Source organism: Streptomyces sp. NPDC096323 (assembly GCF_040302845.1).
GTDB lineage: Bacteria > Actinomycetota > Actinomycetes > Streptomycetales > Streptomycetaceae > Streptomyces.
In genome coordinates this window covers 681,635-705,713 of record NZ_JBEOSI010000004.1, presented here as the reverse complement: position 1 = coordinate 705,713, position 24,079 = coordinate 681,635, and the positions used below count along the sequence as shown (strand labels likewise).

Genomic DNA, 24,079 nt, shown 5'->3' with positions numbered 1-24,079 from the left:
CCTCGCCGCCGGGGCGCACGCGCATATCCGCCCCACCGCCGGGGCATACGCGCCCAATGGCCCGCGTCCGGCACCTCCTGAGCCCGCTCCCGAGCACCTCGCCGCGGCCGTTCGTCCGCGCGCTCGGTCTCGTCGCCGTCGTGCTGTTCGGCGCCTGGCTGGGGCTGCTGGTCGTCGGCAGCGTCCGTACGCCCGTGGGCCCGATGGACACGACGATGACCCTGCGGCCCTCCCTCAGCGGCGGCACCAAGATCAACGTGTCGCCGCTCGGCGCCCTGGAACTGGATTCGCATCACGCCCCCGTCCGGCTGGACGTGGACATCGACCGCCTCGACCCGGTCCGCTCCGAGGCGCTGGTCCAGCACCCCGAGCGGCTTGCCGGTCTGGAGGCCGAAGTCGGCGGAGATGTCGGCACCGGTGCCCGCGAGCTCGCCGTGCGTTCCTGTGTCGCGGTCGTTTCCGGGGCCACCGCCCTCGGCCTCGCCGTCTACCGCAGGCCCCGGCGCGCCCTGGCCGCGGGAGGGCTCGCGCTCGCGCTGCTGACCGCCTCGGGCGTGAGCGCGTACGCCACCTGGAACCCGGAGTCCGTCCTGGAGCCGAAGTTCTCCGGGCTGCTCTCCAGCGCCCCCTCCGTCGTCGGCGACGCCCGCTCGATCGTCACCGACTTCGACGTCTACCAGCAGGAACTCGCCCGGCTGGTCACCAACGTCACCAAGCTGTACGACGCCACCTCGACGCTCCCGGTGTACAGCCCGAACCCCGCCACGCTCCGCGTCCTGCACGTCTCCGACATCCACCTCAACCCGGCGGCGTGGCACATCATCGGCTCGCTCGTCGAGCAGTACGACATCGACGTGATCATCGACTCCGGCGACACGATGGATCACGGCACGGCCGTGGAGAACAGCTTCCTCGACCCGATCGCCGACCTGGGCGCGCCCTACGTCTGGGTCCGCGGCAACCACGACTCGGCGGTGACGCAGAAGTACCTGGAGGGGAAGAAGCGCTTCCGGAACGTGCACGTATTGGACGAGGGCCGCGCGGTGGACGTCGGCGGCCTGCGGGTGGCGGGCATGGGGGACCCCGAGTTCACCCCGGACCGCACGGGCCCGGAGCAGGCCGAGGGGGTCGAGCGGGCGGCCGGCGGGCGGCTCGCCGCCGCGCTGCGCGGCGGGCTGCGGGCCGGCACACCGGCCGACATCGCCGTGACCCACGAACCGGAGGCGGCCCGGCAGACGGACGGCACGGTTCCGCTCGTCCTGGCCGGCCATGTGCACCACCGGCAGAACGAGCTGATGAAGGGCGGTACGCGGCTGATGGTCGAGGGCTCCACGGGGGGCGGCGGGCTGCGGGCCGTACAGAACAAGAAGCCCGAGCAGGTGCTCGCCTCGGTGCTCTATCTGGACCGCTCCACCCGCCGGCTGCAGGCCTGGGACGAGATCACCCTGGGCGGCCTCGGCCTGACGACCGCCGAGGTCAGCCGCCATCTGCCGGAGGAGAGCCGGCCCGACGCAACGCCCTCCCCTATTCGGTTTGGCTGACACCGAAACCCACGTGTACAGTCTCCGACGTGCCCAAGGGCGCCGGTCGCGGCTCGGCCGTCCCGAAACCTCAAGGGGTTGAAGGAGAAGCGGAACCTTTCGAGGGGAAGCGGAGTCGCACGCTTCTCACTTTCCCTTCGGGCGACAGACGCAGAAGCAAGCTGTACCAGCAGTTCTGCCCTCATCGTCTAGTGGCCCAGGACGCCGCCCTTTCAAGGCGGTAGCACGGGTTCGAATCCCGTTGGGGGCACGCACAACCTGTGCGACACTTAGTCGCACAAAGCTTGGTCCTGTGGAGCAGTTTGGAGTGCTCGCCACCCTGTCAAGGTGGAGGCCGCGGGTTCAAATCCCGTCAGGACCGCTGCAGCCCTTTGTGAGCTGCGTGGCTGGGTAGCTCAGTTGGTACGAGCGATCGCCTGAAAAGCGATAGGTCGCCGGTTCGATCCCGGCCCCAGCCACTCTTCGAAGGCCCCGTCCGGTGGACGGGGCCTTTGCCGTGTTCGCGCACGTGTTCGCGCACGTGTCCGGTCCGCGTGAACCAGGCCGCGTGACCGAGGCCGCGCGAAATACGTTCGCCGTTCCTCGCACCCGGGTGAGATCCTGGGACCCGTATGTCTACTTCCTTCGCCGATCTCCAGTCCCAGCTCGCGCAGCTGCCCCTCCGCGACGCGCACCGGCTCGGCCGCCGCCTCGAAGGCGCGCGGCGCATTCGCAAGCCCGAGGCCCAGCAGGCCGTGCTGGACGAGATCGCGGCCCAGGCCACGAAGGCAGCCGGGCGGCTCGCGCTGAGGGCCGGGCGGATGCCTGTCCTCTCGTACCCCGAACAGCTGCCCGTCAGCCAGAAGAAGGACGAGATCCTGGAGGCGATACGCGACCACCAGGTCGTGATCGTCGCCGGTGAGACCGGCTCCGGCAAAACCACCCAGATCCCCAAGATCTGCATGGAGCTGGGCCGTGGCGTCCGCGGCATGATCGGCCACACCCAGCCGCGCCGGATCGCGGCGCGCACGGTCGCCGAGCGGATCGCCGAGGAGCTGAAGACTCCGCTGGGCGAGGCGGTCGGCTGGAAGGTCCGCTTCACCGACCAGGTCAACCCGGACGCGACCTTCGTCAAGCTGATGACGGACGGCATCCTGCTCGCCGAGATCCAGACGGACCGCGAGCTGCTCGCGTACGACACGATCATCATCGACGAGGCCCACGAGCGGTCGCTGAACATCGACTTCCTGCTCGGCTATCTGGCCCGGCTGCTGCCCAAGCGCCCCGATCTGAAGGTCGTCATCACCTCGGCGACCATCGACCCGGAGCGCTTCGCACGCCACTTCGGCGAGGCCCCGATCGTGGAAGTCAGCGGGCGTACGTACCCCGTGGAGGTGCGGTACCGCCCGCTCCTGGAGGAGGACAGCGAGGACTCCGACCGCGACCAGATCACCGCGATCTGCGACGCCGTCGACGAGCTCCAGACGGAGGGGCCGGGCGATGTCCTGGTCTTCCTCTCCGGGGAACGGGAGATCCGCGACACGGCCGACGCGCTCGGCAAGCGCAATCTCAGGCATACCGAGGTGCTCCCCCTCTACGCACGCCTCTCGCACGCCGAGCAGCACCGCGTGTTCCAGCGCCACACCGGCCGCAGGGTGGTGCTCGCGACGAACGTCGCCGAGACCTCGCTGACCGTTCCGGGCATCAAGTACGTGATCGACCCGGGCAACGCCCGTATCTCCCGCTACAGCCACCGCACCAAGGTCCAGCGGCTGCCGATCGAGCGGATCTCGCAGGCCAGCGCCAACCAGCGCAAGGGCCGCTGCGGCCGTACGTCCGACGGCATCTGCATCCGGCTGTACTCCGAGGACGACTTCCTGACCCGCCCGGAGTTCACGGACCCGGAGATCCTCCGTACGAACCTGGCTTCCGTCATCCTGCAGATGACCGCGGCCGGTCTCGGCGACATCGAGAAGTTCCCCTTCATCGACCCGCCGGACCACCGCAACATCCGCGACGGCGTGCAGCTCCTGCAGGAGCTGGGCGCATTGGATCCGGAGGAGAAGGACCCGAAGAAGCGGCTCACCCCGCTCGGCCGCAAGCTCTCGCAGCTGCCCGTGGACCCGCGGCTCGCCCGTATGGTCATCGAAGCCGACCGGAACGGCTGCGTCCGCGAGGTCATGGTCATCGCCTCCGCGCTCTCCATCCAGGACCCGCGCGAGCGGCCGTCCGAGAAGCAGACGCAGGCCGATCAGCAGCACGCCCGGTTCAAGGACGAGACGTCGGACTTCCTGGCGTTCCTGAATCTGTGGCGCTACATCCGTGAGCAGCAGAAGGAGCGCGGCTCCTCCAGCTTCCGCCGGATGTGCAAGCAGGAGTACCTGAACTTCCTGCGCATCCGCGAATGGCAGGACATCTACGCGCAGTTGCGCACGGTCGCCAAGCAGATGGGCATCGAGCTCAATGAGGACGACGCGCCGGAGCAGTCGGTGCACACCTCTCTGCTGGCCGGACTGCTCTCGCACATCGGGCTGAAGGACACCGAGAAGAACGAGTACCTCGGCGCCCGCAGCGCCAAGTTCGCGATCTTCCCCGGGTCGGCGCTCTTCAAGAAGCAGCCGCGGTTCGTGATGTCGGCCGAGCTGGTCGAGACGTCCCGGCTGTGGGCGCGGGTCAACGCGCGGGTCGAGCCGGAGTGGATCGAACCGTTGGCCCAGCACCTGCTGAAGCGCACCTACAGCGAGCCGCACTGGGAGAAGGACCAGGCGGCGGTGATGGCGTACGAACGGGTCACGCTCTACGGCGTGCCCGTCGTGGCGCAGCGCAAGGTCAATTTCGGCCGGATCGACCAAGAGGCCTCGCGCGACCTGTTCATCCGCAACGCGCTGGTCGAGGGCGACTGGCGCACACACCACCAGTTCTTCCACGACAACCGCAAACTCCTCGGCGAGGTCGAGGAGTTGGAGCACCGCGCCCGGCGCCGCGACATCCTCGTGGACGACGAGACGCTCTTCGACTTCTACGACCAGCGCATCCCCGAACACGTCGTCTCGGGCGCGCACTTCGACTCGTGGTGGAAGCACAAGCGCAAGGACGAGCCGGACGCGCTGGACTTCGAGCGTTCGATGCTCATCAACGAGAAGGCCGGGGCCGTCACCAAGGACGATTACCCGGACTCCTGGCGGCAGGGGAAGCTCAAGTTCCGGGTGACGTACCAGTTCGAGCCCGGCGCGGACGCCGACGGTGTGACCGTCCACATCCCGCTCCAGGTGCTCAACCAGGTCACGTCCGAGGGCTTCGACTGGCAGATTCCGGGCCTGCGCGAGGAAGTGGTCACCGAGCTGATCCGTTCCCTGCCCAAGCCGATCCGCCGGCACTACGTCCCCGCGCCGAACTACGCGGACAAGTTCCTGGACCGGGCCGTACCGCTCCAGGAGCCGCTGCCGGTGACGCTGGCCCGTGAGCTCCAGCGGATGGTCGGCGTGCCCGTCACCGCGGACGACTTCGACCTGAGCCGGGTACCGGACCACCTGAAGATCACCTTCCGGGTGGTCGACGAGCGGCGCCGCAAGGTCGCCGAGGACAAGGACCTGGAGGCGCTGCGGGTCCAGCTGCGCCCCAAGGCCCGCCAGGCCCTCTCCCAGGCCGCCGCGGCGACCGCAGGGCCTACCGGGGAGTCCATCGAGCGCTCGAACCTCACGGACTGGACGATCGGCACGCTGGACCGGGTGTTCGAGACGCGTCGGGCGGGGCAGCCGGTCAAGGCCTTCCCTGCCCTCGTCGACCAGGGCGAGACCGTGGCCGTACGGCTCTTCGACACCGAGGCCGAGCAGCAGCAGGCGATGTGGCGGGGCACCCGGAAGCTGATCCTGCTGAACATCCCGGTGAATCCGGCGAAGTTCGCCTCGGACAAGCTGACGAACCAGCAGAAGCTGGCCCTGTCCCGCAACCCGCACGGCTCCATCCAGGCGCTCTTCGACGACTGCGCGACGGCGGCCGCCGACCGGCTGATCGCCGCCCACGGCGGACCCGCCTGGGACGAGGCGTCTTTCCGGAAGCTGTACGACAAGGTGCGCGCCGACCTGGTGGACCTGACCGTCCGTACGATCGGCCAGGTCCAGCAGATCCTGGCGGCCTGGCAGGCCTGCGAGCGCCGGCTGAAGTCCACCAACAGCCTGGTCCTGATCAACAACGTCACGGATGTACGGGACCACCTCGCCCGTCTCGTACCGCCCGGCTTCGTCACCCTGACCGGGCTGCGCAGACTGCCCGACCTGATGCGCTACCTGGTCGCCGAGGACCGCCGGCTCCAGCAGATGCCGACGAACGTCCAGCGCGACACCACGCGCATGGAGAAGGTCCACGAGATGCAGGACGAGTACGCCTGGCTGCTGGAGCAACTGCCGCAGGGCAGGCCCGTACCGCAGGAGGTCCTGGACATCCGCTGGATGATCGAGGAGCTGCGGGTCAGCTACTTCGCGCACGCGCTCGGCACCGCGTTCCCCGTCTCCGACAAGCGGATCGTGAAGGCGATCGACGCCGCCGCCCCGTAGGGCGCCCGGCGGCCTCGGACGGAGCGGTTCGTGTAGCGGCTCCGGCACCGGGAGTGAGGTCGACCGCACCCTCCGACCTGCTGTAGAGTCTGGTTTCGCAGGCAGCCGCAAGGCAGCCGCGAAAATCTGGTCCTGTGGAGCAGTTTGGAGTGCTCGCCACCCTGTCAAGGTGGAGGCCGCGGGTTCAAATCCCGTCAGGACCGCAGTAACGAAGGCCCGGATCCTCTGGATCCGGGCCTTCGTGCGTCTTGACTCCGGTGTCCGCCGACGAGTACTCAGAAACCCAGGGCTGCCCCTGGGTTTCCGGGCGGGGCGGCGCGCATCCACCGGGAGGTGGCGCGGATGGCGGCATCCACGAGCGAGGGGTCACTGCCGAACCGCTCCGGAGTCCGCGAGCCGGCCCCGGCTCACCCCCCGGCACCGGGTCCGCATCCGGCCCCGGCCGGCAGCAGGACGCCCCGGCACGAGATCCGTGCCCTGCTGCGCGCCCACCTGGCGGCGGCTTCGGGCTATCGCCATCTCACCCGTCACTGCGCGGTCTGCGCACGCTTACTGAGGCTCGCCATGGATCCCCTGACGGCCTCCGGACCCCAGGACGCGGCCCCGGCCACCCTGGAAGCCCACGAACGGCCCGGAGCGGCCTCTGCGGACGCACCGGCTCCCGGGCCGCCACCGGCCGCCGAAGCGCGGGCGACACCTCCCGGAGCGCCGGAACAGACCGCACGGCCCGTGATGGGGCCGGAGGCGGCCACCTCGTCCACAGCGCCGAAGGCCGCCCCTCACGCCCTCATCGGACGGCCCGCCCCCGCCGGGACGGCGGCCCGCGCCATCCCCGCGCGCGCCTCCTCGCCGCCCGGCGGGGCCGAAGCGGGTCCCGACGGGCGGATCGGCCCCGCGTGGGCGGAGGACGAAAGTCCCCCCGCCGCGTGACCAATGGCGGGGTCTCCCCCCGTCCAACAGTGGCAGGCTCGTACTTGGCAAGACTCGTGCCATGTGACGGGTGTCACCGAATCAGTTTTCAGAACGGGTGGCTTTACACCCTTCCTACAACTGGCGAATTTAATATGTGCAATTGCACCACTCCGTAGGGACGTCCCACGAAACCCCGGACCCACCCCGCTCCGGGCCTCCACCGGCCCGCCCGCGCCACCTCGCACCGAGGCCGGCACGCTCGCGCGAGACCCCTCCGGAGCCAACCGGACGCCCGGTTTCCAGCGACGGGAGCCGGCCGGGAGCCAGGGACCCGACGGGGGCTCCACGCCGCCCGCGCGCACAAAAAAGATCGCGCTGGACCCGGCGGAGTCCAGCGCGATCTCATGACAAAACCCGTATGACACAGGTATGGCGCCCGTTGGGGCGGGCGCCCGTCATATGGAGCTATAGGTGGGCTATGCGGGTTGGGGGACCCAAAAGCCCAGTTGTGACGCGGCGACAGGGGTATGTCAGGCCTCGCTGCGCTGCTGCGGAATACCCGCAAGCAGTGCGCGGACCTCTGCCTCGCGGTACCGGCGATGTCCACCGAGCGTGCGGATGGACGTGAGCTTGCCTGCCTTGGCCCAACGGGTAACCGTCTTCGGGTCCACGCGGAACATCGTGGCAACCTCAGCCGGGGTCAGCAGCGGCTCGGCATCAGGGGTGCGAGCGGTCATGAGCGGCCTCCTCGGGAGAACCGAACCATCTCGGTTCTTTCCTCTAAATTCTGCACCTTGACCCGCGTTGCCCGAAATGGCGGACGCGGGCCGAGTCGGTTATAGGACGAACGGCTTGTCCTCGGCACTACAACTACACCATCCGTCCAGCCACGTCGGCCAAACCGATGGAATTGCCCTCCCAGGTGTTCATCAGCGACGGAAGCCGATGGACCATGCCATAGCGGACAGTCACACCACCGTGACGATCAGTCACAGAGTGATCAGGAGCCCTCAGACCCCCCATAGCGTGCAATGCTGAGCATTCCGCCCTTACTTGGACGGAAGGAGTCCTCCCCGGACTCCTTGTCCTATTTTGGCACGAGGAGTAGGGAAGGACGCAAGGGCCCCGTAAGTGCTATCCATCACGCTTGAGACAAAGGCCCGGTTCGGGACGTAGGTCCCGAGGCCACTGAGGTGCGGTTCCGCCTCTTCACCCTCACGTGTCACGTGGGTCACAGGTTCATGAGTCGTCAGTTCGATCGTCAGTTCGCAAACTGGCGGTCCCTCACGGCCCTCCAGCGCTCCGCGAGACGCGCGTACGCCTCACTCGCCCCCTCGGTGTCCCCGGCACCCAGCGCCGCGATGCCCTCGGCCACGTCGGCCGCACTCCGGTCCCCGGCGAGCCGCTCCGCCGACAGGGCGTGCACCAGCCCCCCGTAGTCCAGCTCGACGAGCGCGCGCGGGTGGAACTCCTCCAGCCACCGCCCGACGTCCACCAGCCCCTCGGTCAGCGGACCGTCGTCCATGGACTCCCGCAGCGTCTTCAGCCCCCGTGCCAGCCGGCGCCGCGCCTGGACCATCGGCGTCCGGTACCGCAGCACCGGCGGCTCACCGTCCTGGCCTGCCTCCCGGTACTCGCGCTCCTCGTCCGTGAACAGGACGAACCAGCGCACCGGCACCTGCCACACCGCCGTCCTGATCCACGGCCGGGCATCCGGATTGCGCTCCGACCACCGCTCGTGGTCGGCCGCGGCCTGGCCGCGCACCACCGGCGGCAGCACCGCGTCGAGCACCGCCCCGGGGAACATCTCCGCCAGCCCGTCCAGCGCCAGCCACCCGCGCAGCCGAGTCCGCCACGGACAGACGCACACCACCCCGTCCACCTCGGCGACGAACGCGTCGGAGCTCTCGTGCGCCGGCACGGCTACCGGCGGGGTCGCCGCCAAGTCGGCCAGGGAACGGCGCAGTTCGTCCTGCGCCGTGGGGATGCGCTCGCGGCCCGCATAGCGGGCCCAGTGAGCACGTTCCGCTTCCGGGAAGGCCGCCAGTGGCTCGTACACCCGGAGGTAGGACGCGTAAGGGACGAGCACTGAAGACACCACCGACATGCAGCGATCGTGTCACGCCCGTACTCCTGTAGTGGGTGATCCACCGCACTGGAACGGATCTCCCCGCCCGGAGGACTTACGCTCTTGCCCAGTCGGACCGTCCATGCCGGTCGGTCCGGGGCCCTCCCCACCTTCAGGAGGGTCTTTCCGCCGCTTCGTACTTGGGAGTCACCACAGTGACCGATGTGACCGGCGTGCCTGTCGATGTACTGCACACCCTTTTCCACTCGGACCAGGGGGGCCACGAACAGGTCGTGCTCTGCCAGGACCGTGCCAGCGGCCTCAAGGCCGTCATCGCGCTCCACTCCACCGCCCTGGGCCCTGCCCTCGGCGGCACCCGCTTCTACCCGTACGCCTCCGAGCAGGAGGCCGTCGCGGACGCGCTGAACCTGGCGCGCGGCATGTCGTACAAGAACGCCATGGCGGGTCTCGACCACGGCGGCGGCAAGGCCGTCATCATCGGCGACCCGGAGCAGATCAAGACCGAGGAACTCCTGCTGGCCTACGGGCGCTTCGTGGCCTCGCTCGGCGGGCGTTACGTGACGGCCTGCGATGTCGGCACGTACGTCGCCGACATGGACGTCGTGGCCCGCGAGTGCCGCTGGACCACCGGCCGCTCCCCCGAGAACGGCGGCGCCGGCGACTCCTCCGTGCTGACCGCCTTCGGCGTCTTCCAGGGCATGCGGGCCTCGGCCCAGCACCTCTGGGGCGACCCGACGCTGCGGGGCCGGAAAGTGGGGGTCGCGGGTGTCGGCAAGGTGGGGCACCACCTCGTGGAGCACCTCCTGTCGGACGGTGCCGAGGTCGTGATCACGGATGTACGGGACGAGTCCGTGCGCCGGATCACCGCCAAGCACCCCCAGGTCGCCGTCGCGGCGGACACCGCGGCTCTGATCCGTACCGAGGGTCTGGACATCTACGCGCCGTGCGCGCTCGGCGGCGCGCTCGACGACGACACCGTCCCGGTGCTCACCGCCTCGGTGGTGTGCGGAGCGGCCAACAACCAGCTGGCGCACCCCGGCGTCGAGAAGGACCTGGCCGACCGGTCGATCCTGTACGCACCCGACTACGTGGTGAACGCTGGCGGCGTCATCCAGGTCGCGGACGAGCTGCACGGCTTCGACTTCGACCGGTGCAAGGCGAAGGCGGCGAAGATCTTCGACACGACCCTGGCGATCTTTGCGCGTGCGAAGGAAGACGGCATTCCGCCGGCCGCGGCAGCCGACCGGATCGCCGAGCAGCGGATGGCGGAAGCCCGCCGCAGCTGATCGGGCGGGGCCCTCCAGGGCATCTCCCCGGGTACATCGCCCACCTGCCCGCCGACCGGCCGAGACAAGACTCACTCCGGTCGGCGGGTCGCAGGCCAATAAGAGGTTAAAATCGCAGTTGACCAGCGAGGACGAGCTCTTCGCGGGTCCTCTTCCGGGGCGCGTGATGCGGGCGGCGTACCGTATGGCCGCGGAAGCAGGTACCGTTAAAGCACTACAGGCACGGCCTCTCTGCCGAGAGTCCGTTCTGAAACATGAACGCGTGTCAAGACTCTGGGGCCGTCGAGCCCCGTCACCGAGGGGGTCGAGCCATGGGGCGCGGCCGGGCAAAGGCCAAGCAGACCAAGGTCGCCCGTCAGCTGAAGTACAGCAGCGGCGGGACAGACCTGTCGCGTCTGGCCAATGAGCTGGGCGCATCACCTTCGAGTCAACCACCGAACGCCGAGCCGTTCGAGGACGACGACGAGGAAGATGACCCGTACGCACAGTACGCGGATCAGTACAACGTCGATGATGACGAGGACGAGGACGATCAGTCCGGTCCGTCGTCACAGCGCCGCGGCGCTTGACCTCGCGCTGACACAACAACCCGGTCCGGGCCTGTCCCGGACCGGGTTCTGTGCTGTCCCGGTCCGGTGCGTTCGCTGTGCTCGCCGCCCTTGAACGAGACGGGTCGGGCGCCGTACACATGGCGATCGGGCTGCCGTGTCCCGGCGGACGGGCCTTCCGGGCCCGCCCGCCACCTGGGAGCATCCCGCGCGCCCGGACTCAGCGCGCGTACCCGCCCACGAGCTCGGCGCCGGTCGTGTGCGCACCGCGGTCGGTGATCTCGCCCGCGACCCACGAGTCGACGCCGCGGTCGGCCAGCGTCGTCAGAGCCGCGTCCACCGAATCGGCGGGGACGATCGCGATCATGCCGACGCCCATGTTGAGCGTCTTCTCCAGCTCCAGCTGCTCCACCCGGCCGGCCTTGCCGACGAGGTCGAAGACCGCGCCGGGCGTCCAGGTCGAACGGTCCACGGTCGCGTGCAGGCCGTCCGGGATGACCCGGGCCAGGTTGTTGGCCAGTCCGCCGCCGGTGACGTGGCTGAAGCCGTGCACCTCGGTCGTACGGGTCAGGGCCAGGCAGTCCAGGGAGTAGATCCGGGTGGGCTCCAGGAGCTCCTCGCCGAGCGTCCGGCCGAACTCCTCGATCTCGCGGTCCAGCGTCCAGCCGGCCCGGTCGAAGACGACGTGGCGGACGAGCGAGTACCCGTTCGAGTGAAGACCGGACGACGCCATCGCGATCACGGCGTCACCCTTGCGGATGCGGTCGGGGCCGAGCAGGCGGTCCGCCTCGACCACGCCCGTACCGGCGCCGGCGACATCGAAGTCGTCCGGGCCGAGCAGGCCGGGGTGTTCGGCGGTCTCGCCGCCGACCAGGGCGCAGCCGGCCAGGACACAGCCTTCGGCGATGCCCTTCACGATGGCCGCGACACGCTCGGGATGCACCTTGCCGACACAGATGTAGTCGGTCATGAAGAGCGGCTCGGCGCCGCAGACGACGAGGTCGTCCACGACCATGCCGACGAGGTCGTGGCCGATCGTGTCGTACACGCCCATCTGACGGGCGAGGTCGACCTTCGTGCCGACGCCGTCCGTGGCGGAGGCGAGCAGCGGACGCTCGTAGCGCTTGAGCGCCGAGGCGTCGAAGAGGCCGGCGAAGCCGCCGAGGCCGCCGAGGCCCGCGACCTCGGGGCGCTGCGTCTTCTTCACCCACTCCTTCATCAGCTCTACGGCGCGGTCGCCGGCCTCGATGTCGACGCCCGCTGCCGCGTAGGAAGCACCTGTTGTCTCAGACATTGCCTGGGATCTTTCGTGTGGAGATACGGGGCTGGTGGGAAGGCTGCCGAGCGGTCCGGGTCACGGACGGCGCAGCGCGTCGGCCGCGGCGGTCGCCGCAGGGCCTGCCGCCAGCTCGGTCTCCAGCAGCTGCTTGCCGAGCAGCTCCGGGTCCGGAAGCTCCATCGGGTACTCGCCGTCGAAGCAGGCGCGGCACAGATTCGGCTTGGCGATCGTCGTCGCCTCGACCATCGCGTCGAGCGAGATGTACGAGAGCGAGTCGGCCCCCATCGAGGTGGCGATCTCGTCCACGGTCATGCCGTTGGCGATCAGCTCGGCGCGGGTGGCGAAGTCGATACCGAAGAAGCAGGGCCACTTCACCGGCGGGGAGGAGATCCGGATGTGGATCTCGGCCGCACCGGCCTCGCGGAGCATCCGGACGAGTGCGCGCTGGGTGTTGCCGCGGACGATCGAGTCGTCGACGACCACCAGTCGCTTGCCCTTGATGACTTCCTTGAGGGGGTTCAGCTTGAGGCGGATGCCGAGCTGCCGGATGGTCTGGGACGGCTGGATGAAGGTCCGGCCGACGTAGGCGTTCTTCACCAGTCCGGCGCCGAACGGGATGCCGCTGGCCTCCGCGTAACCGATGGCGGCGGGGGTGCCGGATTCCGGTGTCGCTATGACCAGATCGGCCTCGACCGGGGCCTCGGCCGCCAGCTTGCGGCCCATCTCCACCCGGGAGAGGTAGACGTTGCGCCCGGCGATGTCGGTGTCGGGGCGCGCCAGGTAGACGTACTCGAAGACACAGCCCTTGGGCTTCGCTTCTGCGAAGCGGGAGGTGCGCAGACCGTTCTCGTCGATGGCGACGAGCTCGCCCGGCTCGATCTCGCGGACGAAGCTGGCGCCGCAGATGTCGAGGGCGGCGGACTCGGAGGCCACCACCCAGCCGCGCTCCAGCCGGCCGAGGACCAGCGGACGGATGCCCTGCGGGTCACGGGCCGCGTAGAGGGTGTGCTCGTCCATGAAGACGAGGGAGAAGGCGCCCCGCACCTCGGGAAGCACCTTGGCGGCTGCCTCCTCGATGGTGAGCGGCTTGCCGTCCTCATCGGTCTGGCCGGCGAGCAGCGCGGTCACCAGGTCGGTGTCGTTGGTCGCGGCGACCTGGGTGGCGCGGCCGTCCTTGCGCGGAAGGTCGGCGACCATCTCGGCGAGCTGGGCCGTGTTGACCAGGTTGCCGTTGTGACCCAGGGCGATCGAGCCGTGCGCGGTCGCACGGAACGTCGGCTGCGCGTTCTCCCACACCGAGGCACCGGTGGTGGAGTAGCGGGCATGACCGACCGCGATATGGCCCTGGAGCGATCCCAGAGACGTTTCGTCGAAGACCTGCGAGACCAGTCCCATGTCCTTGAAGACCAGGATCTGGGACCCGTTGCTCACTGCGATGCCCGCGGACTCCTGTCCACGGTGCTGCAGGGCATACAGTCCGAAATAGGTGAGCTTGGCGACCTCTTCGCCCGGAGCCCAGACACCGAAGACGCCGCAAGCGTCCTGGGGGCCTTTCTCTCCGGGGAGCAGGTCGTGGTTGAGTCGTCCATCACCACGAGGCACACCACCGAGTGTAGGCGAGATCGACCACTGGTCCGAATTGGGGACGCCCCGCCTGTGGGTACGCCAAACGGGCCCGCACAGCCGTGGCGAAGGGTGACTCCGGGTGATGTCCCTGCGGGCCGACTGCCGCCCGTGGCCGCCTCGGGGCAGTCGCCGCCCGGATCACCGGCGGGTTACCGATCGGTTCCAGCCGCCGGGGACCGTGCTCACGCAGGCAGGTGGGTGGCGCTTCGCGAGGGCCCGTTACGCCCCTGAGCAGGGTGGCCGAACGCTCGTTTCGTGGTGAGCCTCACACCGAGCGCGGGGCGCTCGGGGCGGTATGCGCTTCTTGTGACAGGACTGCCGCGGCCGTCCGGAGTGCGAGACCGCCGTTGACAGGCGCATGCCTCATTGGCAGGCTCCTGGTCATGCAGCCCCTCGGTGATCGCACGATCACGCTCGTGGAGCGCCGTCACGTCGATCTGGGACGTGTATCGAGCGCCATCTGTCGCAGCGCCTGATTTCTCCGGCGCACGCGAGGGCTTCGCTTTCCCCTTCTCGGCGATGCAGCGGCTGTACGGCTCCGTCCCCGACGCGATCCCCGGGCCTAGGTGACCCTGCGGGTTACCCGCGTCCGGTACGTACAGCGCTCGGAGCGCGAGCCGCGCTCTCGGCACTGCTGATACCCCCGATGCCCTGACGCCCTTGACGCCCCTCGCGTCGCGCCCGTCCGTCGCGCCTTCCGCATACCTCGTGCCCGTCGCGCCTTCGGGACGCCCGTAGGCGTCCGTCCGGCCCTGTCCGGGCGGTAGCACGCGTCCCGTACGGCGTGGCCCTTTCCTGCCCTGGAGCAGCCATGACTCCCCCGTCACCCGACTCGAACGCCAGTTCCAGCATTCCGCTGTCCCGACGCGCTTTCGGGACCGCTGTCGGCGCCACGGCCGCCGCAGCGGCCGTGGGTCTGCCCGCCGCGGCCCCCGCCTCCGCCGCACCGGCGGAATCGGCGCGCGAGCGGCCCTTCCGGGCCGCCCGGGGCCGGCACGCACGGCGGCCCAACATCCTCTTCATCCTCGGCGACGACCTCGGCTGGGCCGACCTCTCCTCCTACGGGTCGCCGGACATCCGTACCCCGAACCTCGACCGGCTCGGCCGTCAGGGCGTGCGGTTCACCGACGCCTACGCCGGGTCCGCGACCTGCTCACCGACCCGGTTCAGCCTGTACACCGGCCGCTACCCGGGGCGTACGAAGGGCGGCCTCGCGGAACCCATCGCGGACCGTTCGGTGGGCCTCGATCCCACCCATCCCACCCTCGCCTCACTGCTGCGGGGCGCCGGGTACGCGACCGCGCTGATCGGCAAGTGGCACTGCGGCTACCTGCCGGACTACAGCCCCACCAAGTCGGGCTGGGACGAGTTCTTCGGCAACTTCGGCGGGGCGCTGGAGTACTACTCGAAGCTCGGTCTCGGCGGCGAGTACGACCTCTACGAGGGCGATGCCGAGTACAAGGACCTGCGTTACTACACCCGCATCCTGACCGAGCGGGCGAGCGAGTACGTACAGCGCGACCACGACAAGCCGTGGCTGCTGAACCTCAACTTCACCACCCCGCACTGGCCATGGATCGCCGAGGGCGACACCGCCGAGAGCGCCGAGATCGTCCGGAAGATCAAGGAGGGCGGCCTCGGGGGTCTGTTCCACGCCGACGGCGGCTCGCTCGCCAAGTACAAGGAGATGGTCGAGGACCTGGACCGCTCGGTCGGCGAGGTGCTGAAGGCGCTGAAGAGGTCCGGCCAGGAGGAGGACACCCTGGTCTTCTTCGCCAGTGACAACGGCGGCGAGCGCTTCTCGTACCAGTGGCCGCTCTCGGGCAACAAGAGCTCCCTCCAGGAGGGCGGCATCCGCGTCCCGGCCGTGCTGCGCTGGCCCTCAAGGATCGACCCGCACCAGGTGAGCGACCTGCCGCTGTTCTCGCCCGACTGGACGGCGACGCTGCTGGAGCTCGGCGGGGCCCGGCCCGATCCGGCCCATCCCCTGGACGGCGTCAGCCTGGCCGGATACCTGCTGCGCGGCGAGCAGCCGAAGGAACGGGACCTGTTCTGGCGTGTACGCGGGGAGCGCGCGCTTCGGCGCGGCGACTGGAAGTACTACCGGGGCAAGGGCGGCCCGGATCAGCTGTTCCACCTGGCGTCCGACCAGCGGGAACAGGCGGACCGGTCCGCCGCCGAGCCGGAACTGCTGGCCGAACTGCGGGCGGCCTGGGAACGGACGGACGCGGGCCTGCTGCCCTATCCGAAGATCTCCTGATCCTGCATCCCGTACGCCTGCCGTCGCTGCTCCCCTTCCCTCATCCCGTCAGGTTCCGTCACCCCATCAGGGGCAGCAGCGCGGCCAGGTCCGCCCGTTCGCCACTGGCGCTGACCTTGGCCGCGTCGAGTTCCCGTGCCCATCGCGTACGTCCGGTGGCGAGCCTGATCCAGGTGAGCGCGTCGGTCTCGACGACGTTGGGCGGGGTGCCGCGCGTGTGCCGGGGTCCCTGGACGCACTGGACCACCGCGAACGGCGGGACGCGCACCTCGACCGACCCGCCCGGCGCTTTCTCCGCCAGGGCATCCGCGAGCAACCGGGTGCAGGCGGCGAGCGCCTGGCGGTCGTACGGGATAGCAAGCCCGGTCGCCTCGTTGAGGTCGTACGTATGGACCACGAGCTCGACGGTTCGGGTCACCAGGAAGTCCCCGAGCCGCATCGCGCCCACCCGCGTGGCCAGCAGCCGGTCCTCGGGGACACCGGGCACCAGCGTCTCGAACCGGTCGGCCACCTCCCCGTACAGCGCGTCCACATCGGGGTGACCGGCGGCGAGCGCCACGGTGTCGTCGGCGATCCGGCCGGCCCGCTCCGCCGTGGTGAACGGCCACTCCAGCAGGCTCACCTCGGGCTTGGCGAGGGCGGGCGCGGGCAGCTCCAGCTTGCTGCTGACGTGCGAGAGCGCCATGGTCAGGTGGGCGGCCAGTTCCCGCACCGACCAGGCGCCGAGCCCGCTCGGCCGGTCCAGCTGCTCGGGCGTCAGGGTGCGTACGGCAGCCCGGACATGGGAGAACTGCGCCAGGACCGCGGTGCGGGTCCTGGCCGGATCGTAGCGGCGGGCGCGCTTCTGGGACGGCGGCATGGAGCGGAGCCTACGGCGTCCCGAGGCCGCCTCCCAGGGCACCGGCCCTGTCGGTCCCGGCCGGCTCCGGTCGGTCCCGGATCAGCCCCGGTCAGCCCCGCGTCGCGAAGTCGCCCAGGCCGTTCTCGAGCAGTCCGAACGCCCGCTCGGCCAGAACGGCGGCATCCGACGCGATGGCCTCGGCGGATTCACCGGCCAGCAACCGCCGGTGGTTCTCGACGATCAGGGCGTTGCGGGTGCTGATCAGCTGGGCCGCCACGATGCGCGCGACAGCCGGCTCCTCCCCCTCTGCGACCAGGACGTCGACGAGCAGCTCATCACCGCGCGCGAAGAAGGCGTGGACCCGGGTGAGCAGGGCCGGTGTCTGCTGGATCAACCGGAGGAGTCGGAGCGCGAGCGGTGAATCACTCACCCCGACCGCGGGATCCCGGCTCTCGACGGCGGCCAGGAACTGCCGGCGCACGCCGGCCACCGCGGACTCGCCCGGCGCCCGGTCCCGTACCACCTGGGCGACATCCCCGATGTGCTCCTCCATGGGAGCGAGAACCAGGTCTTCCTTGCTGTCGAAGTAGTTGAAGACGGTCATCTTCGACACGTCGGCCGCTTCGGCGATTTCCGCGACCGAGACCTGGTCGAATCCCCGCTCGCTGAAGAGCCGCGTCGCCTCGGCAAGCAGACGGCGTCGCGTCTGGATCTTCTTGCGCTCACGGAGGCCCATCCCCTCGGTCACCATGACATGACTGTACCAGGATGAAACTTGGCCTTGGGTAAATTTTAGACTCAGTACACATGCACGCGGAAGCCCCCACCCGGTCGAGCCGGGCGGGGGCCTGCGCGCAAGGTGCCGTGCGTTCGGCGGTGCTACGCGAACAGCGCGGGGATCGTCCCCTCGTGAGCCGTACGGAGCTCGCTCAGCGGGATGCTGAACTCGCCCTGGATCTCGATCTCCTCGCCGTCCACGACACCGATCCGGGTGACGGGCAGACCCCGTGCCCCGCACATGTCGTTGAAGCGGAGCTCCTCGCTGCGCGGGATCGAGACGATCGCGCGTCCCGCCGACTCGGAGAACAGGAAGGTGAACGCGTCCAGTCCGTCGGGCACGACCAGCCGGGCGCCCTTCCCGCCGCGCAGGCAGGACTCGGTGACCGCCTGGATGAGGCCACCGTCGGACAGGTCGTGCGCCGCGTCGATCATGCCGTCGCGGGAGGCCGAGATCAGGATCTCGCCGAGCAGCTTCTCGCGGCCCAGGTCGACCTTGGGCGGCATGCCGCCGAGGTGCTGGTGGATGACCTCGGACCAGGCCGAGCCGCCGAACTCCTCGCGCGTCTCACCCAGCAGGTAGAGGAGCTGGCCCTCTTCCTTGAAGGCGACCGGCGTACGCCGCGTCACGTCGTCGATCACACCGAGCACGGCCACGACCGGCGTCGGGTGGATCGCCGTGTCACCGGTCTGGTTGTACAGCGACACATTGCCGCCGGTGACCGGGGTGCCCAGCTCCAGGCAGCCGTCCGCGAGACCGCGCGTGGCCTCGGCGAACTGCCACATGACGTCGGGGTCCTCGGGCGAACCGAAGTTCAGGCAGTCCGAGATGGCGAGCGGCTTGGCGCCGGAGGCGGCGACGTTGCGGTACGACTCCGCCAGTGCGAGCTGCGCGCCGGTGTACGGGTCGAGCTTCGCGTACCGGCCGTTGCCGTCGGTCGCCATGGCCACGCCGAGGTTGGACTCCTCGTCGATGCGGACCATGCCGGCGTCCTCGGGCATCGCGAGCACGGTGTTGCCCTGCACGAACCGGTCGTACTGGTCCGTGATCCAGGACTTCGACGCCTGGTTCGGCGAGGAGACGAGCCGCAGGACCTGCTCGCGCAGCTCCGCGCCGTTCGCCGGGCGGGCCAGCTTTCCGGCGTCGTCGGCCTGCAGGGCGTCCTGCCAGGACGGGCGGGCGAAGGGACGGTGGTACGTCGGGCCCTCGTGGGCGACGGACCGCGGCGGAACGTCCACGATCTGCTCGCCGTGCCAGAAGATCTCCAGCTGGGAGCCCTCGGTCACCTCACCGATGACGGTGGCGATGACGTCCCACTTCTCGCAGATCTCCAGGAAGCGGTCCACGTGCTGCGGCTCGACGATCGCGCACATGCGCTCCTGCGACTCGCTCATGAGGATTTCCTCGGGCGAGAGGGAGGAGTCGCGCAGCGGCACGGTGTCCAGCTCGACGCGCATGCCGCCGGAACCGGCGGAGGCGAGCTCGGACGTGGCACAGGAGAGCCCGGCGCCGCCGAGGTCCTGGATGCCCGCGACGAGCTTCTCCTTGAAGATCTCCAGGGTGCACTCGATGAGGAGCTTCTCCTGGAACGGGTCGCCGACCTGGACGGCCGGGCGCTTCGCCGGGCCGGTCGACTCGAAGGTCTCCGAGGCCAGCACCGAGACGCCGCCGATGCCGTCGCCGCCGGTGCGGGCGCCGTACAGGATGACCTTGTTGCCGGGCCCGGAGGCCTGCGCGAGGTGGATGTCCTCGTGCTTCATCACGCCGATGCAGCCGGCGTTGACGAGCGGGTTGCCCTGGTAGCAGGCGTCGAAGACGACCTCACCACCGATGTTGGGCAGGCCCAGGCAGTTGCCGTAGCCGCCGATGCCCGCGACGACGCCCGGGAGGACGCGCTTGGTGTCGGGGTGGTCGGCCGCGCCGAAGCGCAGCGGGTCGACGACCGCGACCGGGCGGGCGCCCATGGCGAGGATGTCGCGGACGATGCCGCCGACGCCGGTGGCCGCGCCCTGGTAGGGCTCGATGTACGAGGGGTGGTTGTGCGACTCGACCTTGAAGGTGACCGCATACCCCTGGCCGACGTCGACCACACCGGCGTTCTCGCCGATGCCGACGAGCATGGCGTCGTTGACGGGGACCTTCTCGCCGAACTGCTTGAGGTGGACCTTGCTGCTCTTGTAGGAGCAGTGCTCGGACCACATCACGGAGTACATGGCGAGCTCGGCGCCGGTGGGGCGGCGGCCCAGGATCTCGCGGATCCTGGCGTACTCGTCCTCCTTGAGGCCGAGCTCCTTCCAGGGCTGCGCGGTGTCCGGGGTCTCGGCCGCGTGCTTGACCGTGTCCAGGCTCATGCGTTGACCAGCTTCTTGATGATCGAGGTGAAGAAACCGAGACCGTCGGTGCGACCGGTGCCGATCAGCGGCTCGACGGCGTGCTCCGGGTGCGGCATCAGGCCGACGACGTTGCCCGCGGCGTTGCTGATGCCCGCGATGTCGCGCAGCGAGCCGTTGGGGTTGACGTCCATGTAGCGGAACGCGACGCGGCCCTCGGCCTCCAGCTCGTCGAGCGTGCGCTCGTCGGCGGTGTACCGGCCGTCCACGTTCTTGAGCGGTACGGAGATTTCCTGGCCCGCGGAGTAGTCCGAGGTCCAGGCCGTCTCCGCGTTCTCGACGCGGAGCTTCTGGTCGCGGCAGATGAAGTGCAGGTGGTTGTTGCGCAGCATCGCGCCGGGCAGCAGATGGGCCTCGGTCAGGATCTGGAAGCCGTTGCAGATACCGAGGACCGGCATGCCCGCCCTGGCCTGCTCGATCACCGTCTCCATGACCGGCGAGAAGCGGGAGATGGCTCCGGCCCGCAGATAGTCGCCGTAGGAGAAACCGCCCGCGAGGATGACCGCGTCGACCTGGTGCAGGTCCTTGTCGCGGTGCCACAGCGATACGGGTTCGGCGCCGGCGACCCGTACGGCCCGAAGGCTGTCCTGGTCGTCGAGCGTGCCCGGAAAAGTGACGACTCCGATACGAGCGGTCACTTCGACTCCTCGGCCTTCTCCACCTTCACGGTGAAGTCCTCGATCACGGTGTTGGCGAGGAACGTCTCCGCCATCTCGTGAATACGAGCGAGCGCGGCGTCATCGACGGGCCCCTCGATGTCCAGCTCGAAACGCTTTCCCTGACGTACGTCCGCGATTCCCTCGAAGCCGAGACGGGGCAGCGCACGCTGCACAGCCTGTCCCTGCGGGTCGAGGATCTCGGGCTTGAGCATGACGTCGACTACGACGCGTGCCACTGGCACTCCCGGTGTGGTGGTGTGGTGCGGCTGTTTCTCCGGGGGGTTCCCCAGACCCCCGCGGGTCCTCTCAGCGTACCTGGCCCGAAATTCTACGCGGGTAGATATGCGGCAGCGCAGATCACGCCGAGATATCGACCGCGACTACGGGGGCGGAAAAACCCTGCAAAAAGATCCTCACCGGCAGCACACAAAGCAGGTTGACACGCGCAGGTAATTGCGCGGGCTTCACAATGCGGCGCCCCTCGCTGTACAAATGATTACCGGGGAAAGCAGCATTGCCCCTGAACGGCCGACACCGGTCAGCCCGCATCCGCGCTCACAGCCGGAAGGCCGGCATCCGCGCACGTCAGGCGCGGACGCCGCAGGAAAGGACCGATATCCGTGGCTCAGCGCGTAGTGGTCACGCTCTCCGACGACATCGACGGGGGAGCAGCAGCGGAAACGGTCGCCTTCGCCCTGGACGGGAAGTCGTACGAGATCGACCTGAATCAGTCCAACGCGAAGAAACTGCGCAAGGCCCTGGCGCCGTACGTGGCAGCCGGCCGCAAGCAGACGAACGCGGGCAAGCACGGCAAGGCGCCCGTCTCGTACAGCCACACCTCGCTCGCGCCCGATCCGGCGGCCGTACGCGCCTGGGCCCGCTCCCACCGGATCGAGGTACCGGCCCGGGGCCGGATCCCGAAGAAGGTCTACGAGGCCTTCCAGGAAGCCAGTTGAGCGGACGGGCGACGCGGACCGACCGGGCGGCGGGCACCCTGCCGCCCGGCAAGGGCCGCCCGCGCGACACCCCGCGGGAGCCGACTTGCGCGACACCCCCGCAGGTCGGCTAGAGTCTGGAGCACGCCGAAGGGCAAGGCCGCAAAAGCCGAACCTCACGCAGCGTGCGGGTGTAGTTCAGTAGTAGAACATCCCCCTTCCAGGGGGAAGGCGCAGTGTGCAATTCCTGTCACCCGCTCTGCATCGCTCTCCAAACCACTCCGGTGGATCAGGTAGAGTAGTGCTTGCACCGCCGGTGAAAGCCGAGTGGCTGCAATGCGGACGTAGCTCAGTTGGTAGAGCGCAACCTTGCCAAGGTTGAGGTCGCCAGTTCGAACCTGGTCGTCCGCTCTTGATCGAAGGCCCTGGTCGATTTCGACCAGGGCCTTCGTCGTATTCGCTCCCGGCGGCCAATACCCTTCGGCTCTCTTCACTCCTGACGTTTGTCATGAAGCGCAATCCATGGCGGCAATGCATGACGTTTGTCATGGGCAGCGATGACAGCTCGCACTGCTCCCGGTCCCGTCCGGCCGGAAACCTTGAGTCATGAGCAGCGACGAAATTCCTCGTGACCGTGCCCGTGTGCGCGACCGTGTGCGTGCCCCTGTGATCGAGGTGGACGGTGTCCGGCGCAGCTACGCGGGCGGCTTCGAGGCCGTGACCGGCGTCTCCTTCTCCGTGGCGCGGGGCGAGCTGTTCGCCCTCCTCGGGACGAACGGCGCCGGCAAGACGTCCACCGTCGAACTTCTCGAGGGTCTGGCCCGTCCCGACAGCGGCGCGATACGGGTGCTCGGACACGACCCGTACACCGATCGCGCCGCTGTCCGTCCGCGGATCGGGGTGATGCTGCAGGAGGGCGGTTTCCCCTCCGATCTGACCGCGGCCGAGACCATCCGGATGTGGGCGGGCTGCACCAGCGGCGCCCGGCCGACCGCCGAGGCGCTGGAGCTGGTGGGGCTCGGCCACCGGGCCGGCGTCCGGGTCAAGCAGCTCTCCGGCGGCGAGCGTCGACGGCTCGACCTGGCCCTGGCCCTGCTCGGCCGGCCGGAGGTGCTCTTCCTCGACGAGCCGACCACCGGCCTCGACGCCGAGGGGCGGCGCGACACCTGGCAGCTGGTGCGGGGGCTCAAGGAGGACCGCATCACCGTCCTGCTGACCACGCACTACCTGGAGGAGGCCGAGGAGCTCGCCGACCGGCTGGCGATCATGCACCGGGGCCGGATCGTGACCGCGGGCACCACCGCGGAAGTGACGGCCGCCCGCCCGGCCCGGGTCCGCTTCGAGCTGCCCGAGGGAGTCGACCCGGCACGACTGCCGCTGGACCTGCACGCCGCAGCCGACGGCAGACGGATCGAGATCCGTACTCATCGGCTCCAGGAGTCGCTGACCGCACTTCTGCGCTGGGCAGCGGAGTCGCAGATCCTCCTGACCGGCCTCGATGCCCGGTCCGCCTCGCTCGAAGAGGCATTCCTCGATATCGCGAAGTCCGCCGCAGAGACCGAAGAGGTGACCGTGTCATGACGACCGCAACCGCGACTACGCCGAGCGCGACCGTCCGCACCACCACAACGGTCCGAGGCCGGCTGACAGCTCTCGGGCGGGCCGAAATGATCCTGCTCGCCCGCAACAGGACGGCGGTCGTCGTCGCGTTGCTGGTGCCCTCGGCCATGATCATGGCGATGAGGTCGACACTCGAACAGGTGGATCTCGGCGGGACCGGATGGACGGTTGCCGGAGCCGCGCTCACCGGCGGCATCGGCACGGTGCTCATGCAGGCCGTCTACATGAACATGGTCGCCGCCTATGTGGCACGACGCGAGGAACTGGTCCTCAAGCGCCTGCGCACCGGCGAGGTCGGCGACGGCGAGATCCTGGCCGGGACCGCGCTGCCCTCGGCCGCTCTGGCCCTGACGCAGTCCGCGCTGATCATCGTGAGCGGTGCCGCCTTCTTCGGCCTCCCCGCGCCGCGACGGCCCGAACTGCTGCTGGCGGGGCTGCTGCTGGCCGTGGTGTTGCTGACGGTGCTGGCCGCGACCACATCCATAGTGACCCGCACCGTGCAGACGGCGCAGCTCACCACCTTGCCGCTGTTCCTCATCTCGATGATGGGCTCGGGGCTCTTCGTTCCGCTGGAGATCTTTCCCGACCCGCTCGCGTCAGCCTGCGAGTTCCTGCCGCTGACCGGCGTGATGACGCTCGTACGATCGGGCTGGCTCGGCGTCCCCGAGGGCACCGACCTGCTCGGGGCAGCACTGACCGGACTGGTCTGGACTGCGCTCGCCGTGTTTGCTGTGCAGCGGTGGTTCCGCTGGGATCCCCGACGCTGAGAGAGGTGTGGCGCGT

General features: G+C 69.4%; 19 protein-coding genes and 6 tRNA genes. 16 read left to right on the top strand and 9 right to left on the bottom strand.

Going from position 1 to position 24,079, the window contains the following annotated elements; all coding sequences use genetic code 11:
- Positions 1-56: 56 nt before the first annotated feature.
- The 7 genes from ABTX18_RS14605 to ABTX18_RS14575 all read left to right on the top strand — a co-directional run bounded on the left by ABTX18_RS14605 (position 57) and on the right by ABTX18_RS14575 (position 7,003).
- Positions 57-1,541 (top strand): metallophosphoesterase family protein, encoded by a 1,485-nt coding sequence (locus ABTX18_RS14605; RefSeq protein WP_352123046.1) that lies wholly within the window; start codon positions 57-59, stop codon positions 1,539-1,541.
- Positions 1,542-1,718: 177 nt separating this feature from the next.
- Positions 1,719-1,791: transfer RNA gene (locus ABTX18_RS14600), tRNA-Glu, on the top strand.
- Between the two features lie 36 nt (positions 1,792-1,827).
- A tRNA-Asp gene (locus ABTX18_RS14595) sits at positions 1,828-1,902 on the top strand.
- A 23-nt stretch (positions 1,903-1,925) separates the two neighbouring features.
- Positions 1,926-1,999, top strand: a tRNA-Phe gene (locus ABTX18_RS14590).
- Positions 2,000-2,152: 153 nt separating this feature from the next.
- Positions 2,153-6,073, top strand: a complete 3,921-nt coding sequence (hrpA, locus tag ABTX18_RS14585; protein ID WP_352123045.1) for an ATP-dependent RNA helicase HrpA — start codon at positions 2,153-2,155, stop codon at positions 6,071-6,073.
- Positions 6,074-6,201: 128 nt separating this feature from the next.
- Positions 6,202-6,276, top strand: a tRNA-Asp gene (locus ABTX18_RS14580).
- Between the two features lie 139 nt (positions 6,277-6,415).
- On the top strand, positions 6,416-7,003 hold the full coding sequence (locus tag ABTX18_RS14575) for a DUF6274 family protein (protein ID WP_503061140.1): 588 nt from the start codon (positions 6,416-6,418) through the stop codon (positions 7,001-7,003).
- 512 nt (positions 7,004-7,515) lie between these two features.
- On the opposite strand, the gene bldC is transcribed toward ABTX18_RS14575, so the two are convergent.
- Both bldC and ABTX18_RS14565 read right to left on the bottom strand, forming a co-directional pair.
- Entirely contained in the window at positions 7,516-7,722 is a 207-nt protein-coding gene (bldC, locus tag ABTX18_RS14570; protein ID WP_003949541.1) for a developmental transcriptional regulator BldC, read from the bottom strand.
- Between the two features lie 524 nt (positions 7,723-8,246).
- On the bottom strand, positions 8,247-9,092 hold the full coding sequence (locus tag ABTX18_RS14565) for a DUF8083 family protein (protein ID WP_352123044.1): 846 nt from the start codon (positions 9,090-9,092) through the stop codon (positions 8,247-8,249).
- A gap of 176 nt (positions 9,093-9,268) precedes the next feature.
- Here ABTX18_RS14565 and ABTX18_RS14560 point away from each other — a divergent pair, with 176 nt between their 5' ends.
- Together ABTX18_RS14560 and ABTX18_RS14555 are read left to right on the top strand one after the other, a co-directional pair.
- Positions 9,269-10,360 (top strand): Leu/Phe/Val dehydrogenase, encoded by a 1,092-nt coding sequence (locus tag ABTX18_RS14560; protein WP_352123043.1) that lies wholly within the window; start codon positions 9,269-9,271, stop codon positions 10,358-10,360.
- Between the two features lie 311 nt (positions 10,361-10,671).
- Entirely contained in the window at positions 10,672-10,929 is a 258-nt protein-coding gene (locus ABTX18_RS14555) for a DUF3073 domain-containing protein (RefSeq protein WP_352123042.1), read from the top strand.
- A gap of 199 nt (positions 10,930-11,128) precedes the next feature.
- On the opposite strand, the gene purM is transcribed toward ABTX18_RS14555, so the two are convergent.
- Complete coding sequence (purM, locus tag ABTX18_RS14550) at positions 11,129-12,202, bottom strand: phosphoribosylformylglycinamidine cyclo-ligase (RefSeq protein ID WP_352123041.1); 1,074 nt, start codon at positions 12,200-12,202, stop codon at positions 11,129-11,131.
- A gap of 60 nt (positions 12,203-12,262) precedes the next feature.
- Positions 12,263-13,789 (bottom strand): amidophosphoribosyltransferase, encoded by a 1,527-nt coding sequence (purF, locus tag ABTX18_RS14545; protein ID WP_352123040.1) that lies wholly within the window; start codon positions 13,787-13,789, stop codon positions 12,263-12,265.
- A gap of 407 nt (positions 13,790-14,196) precedes the next feature.
- On the opposite strand from purF, the gene ABTX18_RS14540 reads away from it, so the two are divergent.
- Complete coding sequence (locus ABTX18_RS14540) at positions 14,197-14,289, top strand: putative leader peptide (protein ID WP_352123039.1); 93 nt, start codon at positions 14,197-14,199, stop codon at positions 14,287-14,289.
- A 335-nt stretch (positions 14,290-14,624) separates the two neighbouring features.
- Positions 14,625-16,073: a sulfatase family protein gene (locus ABTX18_RS14535; protein ID WP_352123038.1), complete on the top strand. Its 1,449-nt coding sequence runs from the start codon at positions 14,625-14,627 to the stop codon at positions 16,071-16,073.
- 58 nt (positions 16,074-16,131) lie between these two features.
- Here the strand turns inward: ABTX18_RS14535 and ABTX18_RS14530 are convergent, their stop codons facing one another.
- The 5 genes from ABTX18_RS14530 to purS form a co-directional block, all read right to left on the bottom strand.
- Complete coding sequence (locus ABTX18_RS14530) at positions 16,132-16,932, bottom strand: maleylpyruvate isomerase family mycothiol-dependent enzyme (RefSeq protein WP_352123037.1); 801 nt, start codon at positions 16,930-16,932, stop codon at positions 16,132-16,134.
- Between the two features lie 91 nt (positions 16,933-17,023).
- Positions 17,024-17,662 carry a TetR/AcrR family transcriptional regulator gene (locus tag ABTX18_RS14525; protein WP_352123100.1) on the bottom strand — a complete coding sequence of 213 codons (639 nt, stop codon included), beginning with the start codon at positions 17,660-17,662 and terminating at the stop codon, positions 17,024-17,026.
- A 131-nt stretch (positions 17,663-17,793) separates the two neighbouring features.
- Positions 17,794-20,043 carry a phosphoribosylformylglycinamidine synthase subunit PurL gene (purL, locus tag ABTX18_RS14520; RefSeq protein ID WP_352123036.1) on the bottom strand — a complete coding sequence of 750 codons (2,250 nt, stop codon included), beginning with the start codon at positions 20,041-20,043 and terminating at the stop codon, positions 17,794-17,796.
- Entirely contained in the window at positions 20,040-20,720 is a 681-nt protein-coding gene (gene purQ, locus ABTX18_RS14515) for a phosphoribosylformylglycinamidine synthase subunit PurQ (RefSeq protein ID WP_352123035.1), read from the bottom strand. Before purQ ends, purL begins: the two co-directional genes overlap by 4 nt.
- On the bottom strand, positions 20,717-20,977 hold the full coding sequence (purS, locus tag ABTX18_RS14510; RefSeq protein WP_352123034.1) for a phosphoribosylformylglycinamidine synthase subunit PurS: 261 nt from the start codon (positions 20,975-20,977) through the stop codon (positions 20,717-20,719). Before purS ends, purQ begins: the two co-directional genes overlap by 4 nt.
- A 384-nt stretch (positions 20,978-21,361) precedes the next feature.
- Between purS and ABTX18_RS14505 the strand changes: the two genes are divergently transcribed.
- The 5 genes from ABTX18_RS14505 to ABTX18_RS14485 all read left to right on the top strand — a co-directional run bounded on the left by ABTX18_RS14505 (position 21,362) and on the right by ABTX18_RS14485 (position 24,063).
- On the top strand, positions 21,362-21,697 hold the full coding sequence (locus ABTX18_RS14505) for a histone-like nucleoid-structuring protein Lsr2 (RefSeq protein ID WP_352123033.1): 336 nt from the start codon (positions 21,362-21,364) through the stop codon (positions 21,695-21,697).
- Positions 21,698-21,863: 166 nt separating this feature from the next.
- Positions 21,864-21,935: transfer RNA gene (locus tag ABTX18_RS14500), tRNA-Gly, on the top strand.
- Between the two features lie 79 nt (positions 21,936-22,014).
- Positions 22,015-22,087: transfer RNA gene (locus ABTX18_RS14495), tRNA-Gly, on the top strand.
- 195 nt (positions 22,088-22,282) lie between these two features.
- Positions 22,283-23,257, top strand: a complete 975-nt coding sequence (locus ABTX18_RS14490; protein ID WP_352123032.1) for an ABC transporter ATP-binding protein — start codon at positions 22,283-22,285, stop codon at positions 23,255-23,257.
- Positions 23,254-24,063 (top strand): ABC transporter permease, encoded by an 810-nt coding sequence (locus ABTX18_RS14485; RefSeq protein WP_352123031.1) that lies wholly within the window; start codon positions 23,254-23,256, stop codon positions 24,061-24,063. Before ABTX18_RS14490 ends, ABTX18_RS14485 begins: the two co-directional genes overlap by 4 nt.
- The last annotated feature ends 16 nt before the right edge of the window (positions 24,064-24,079 follow it).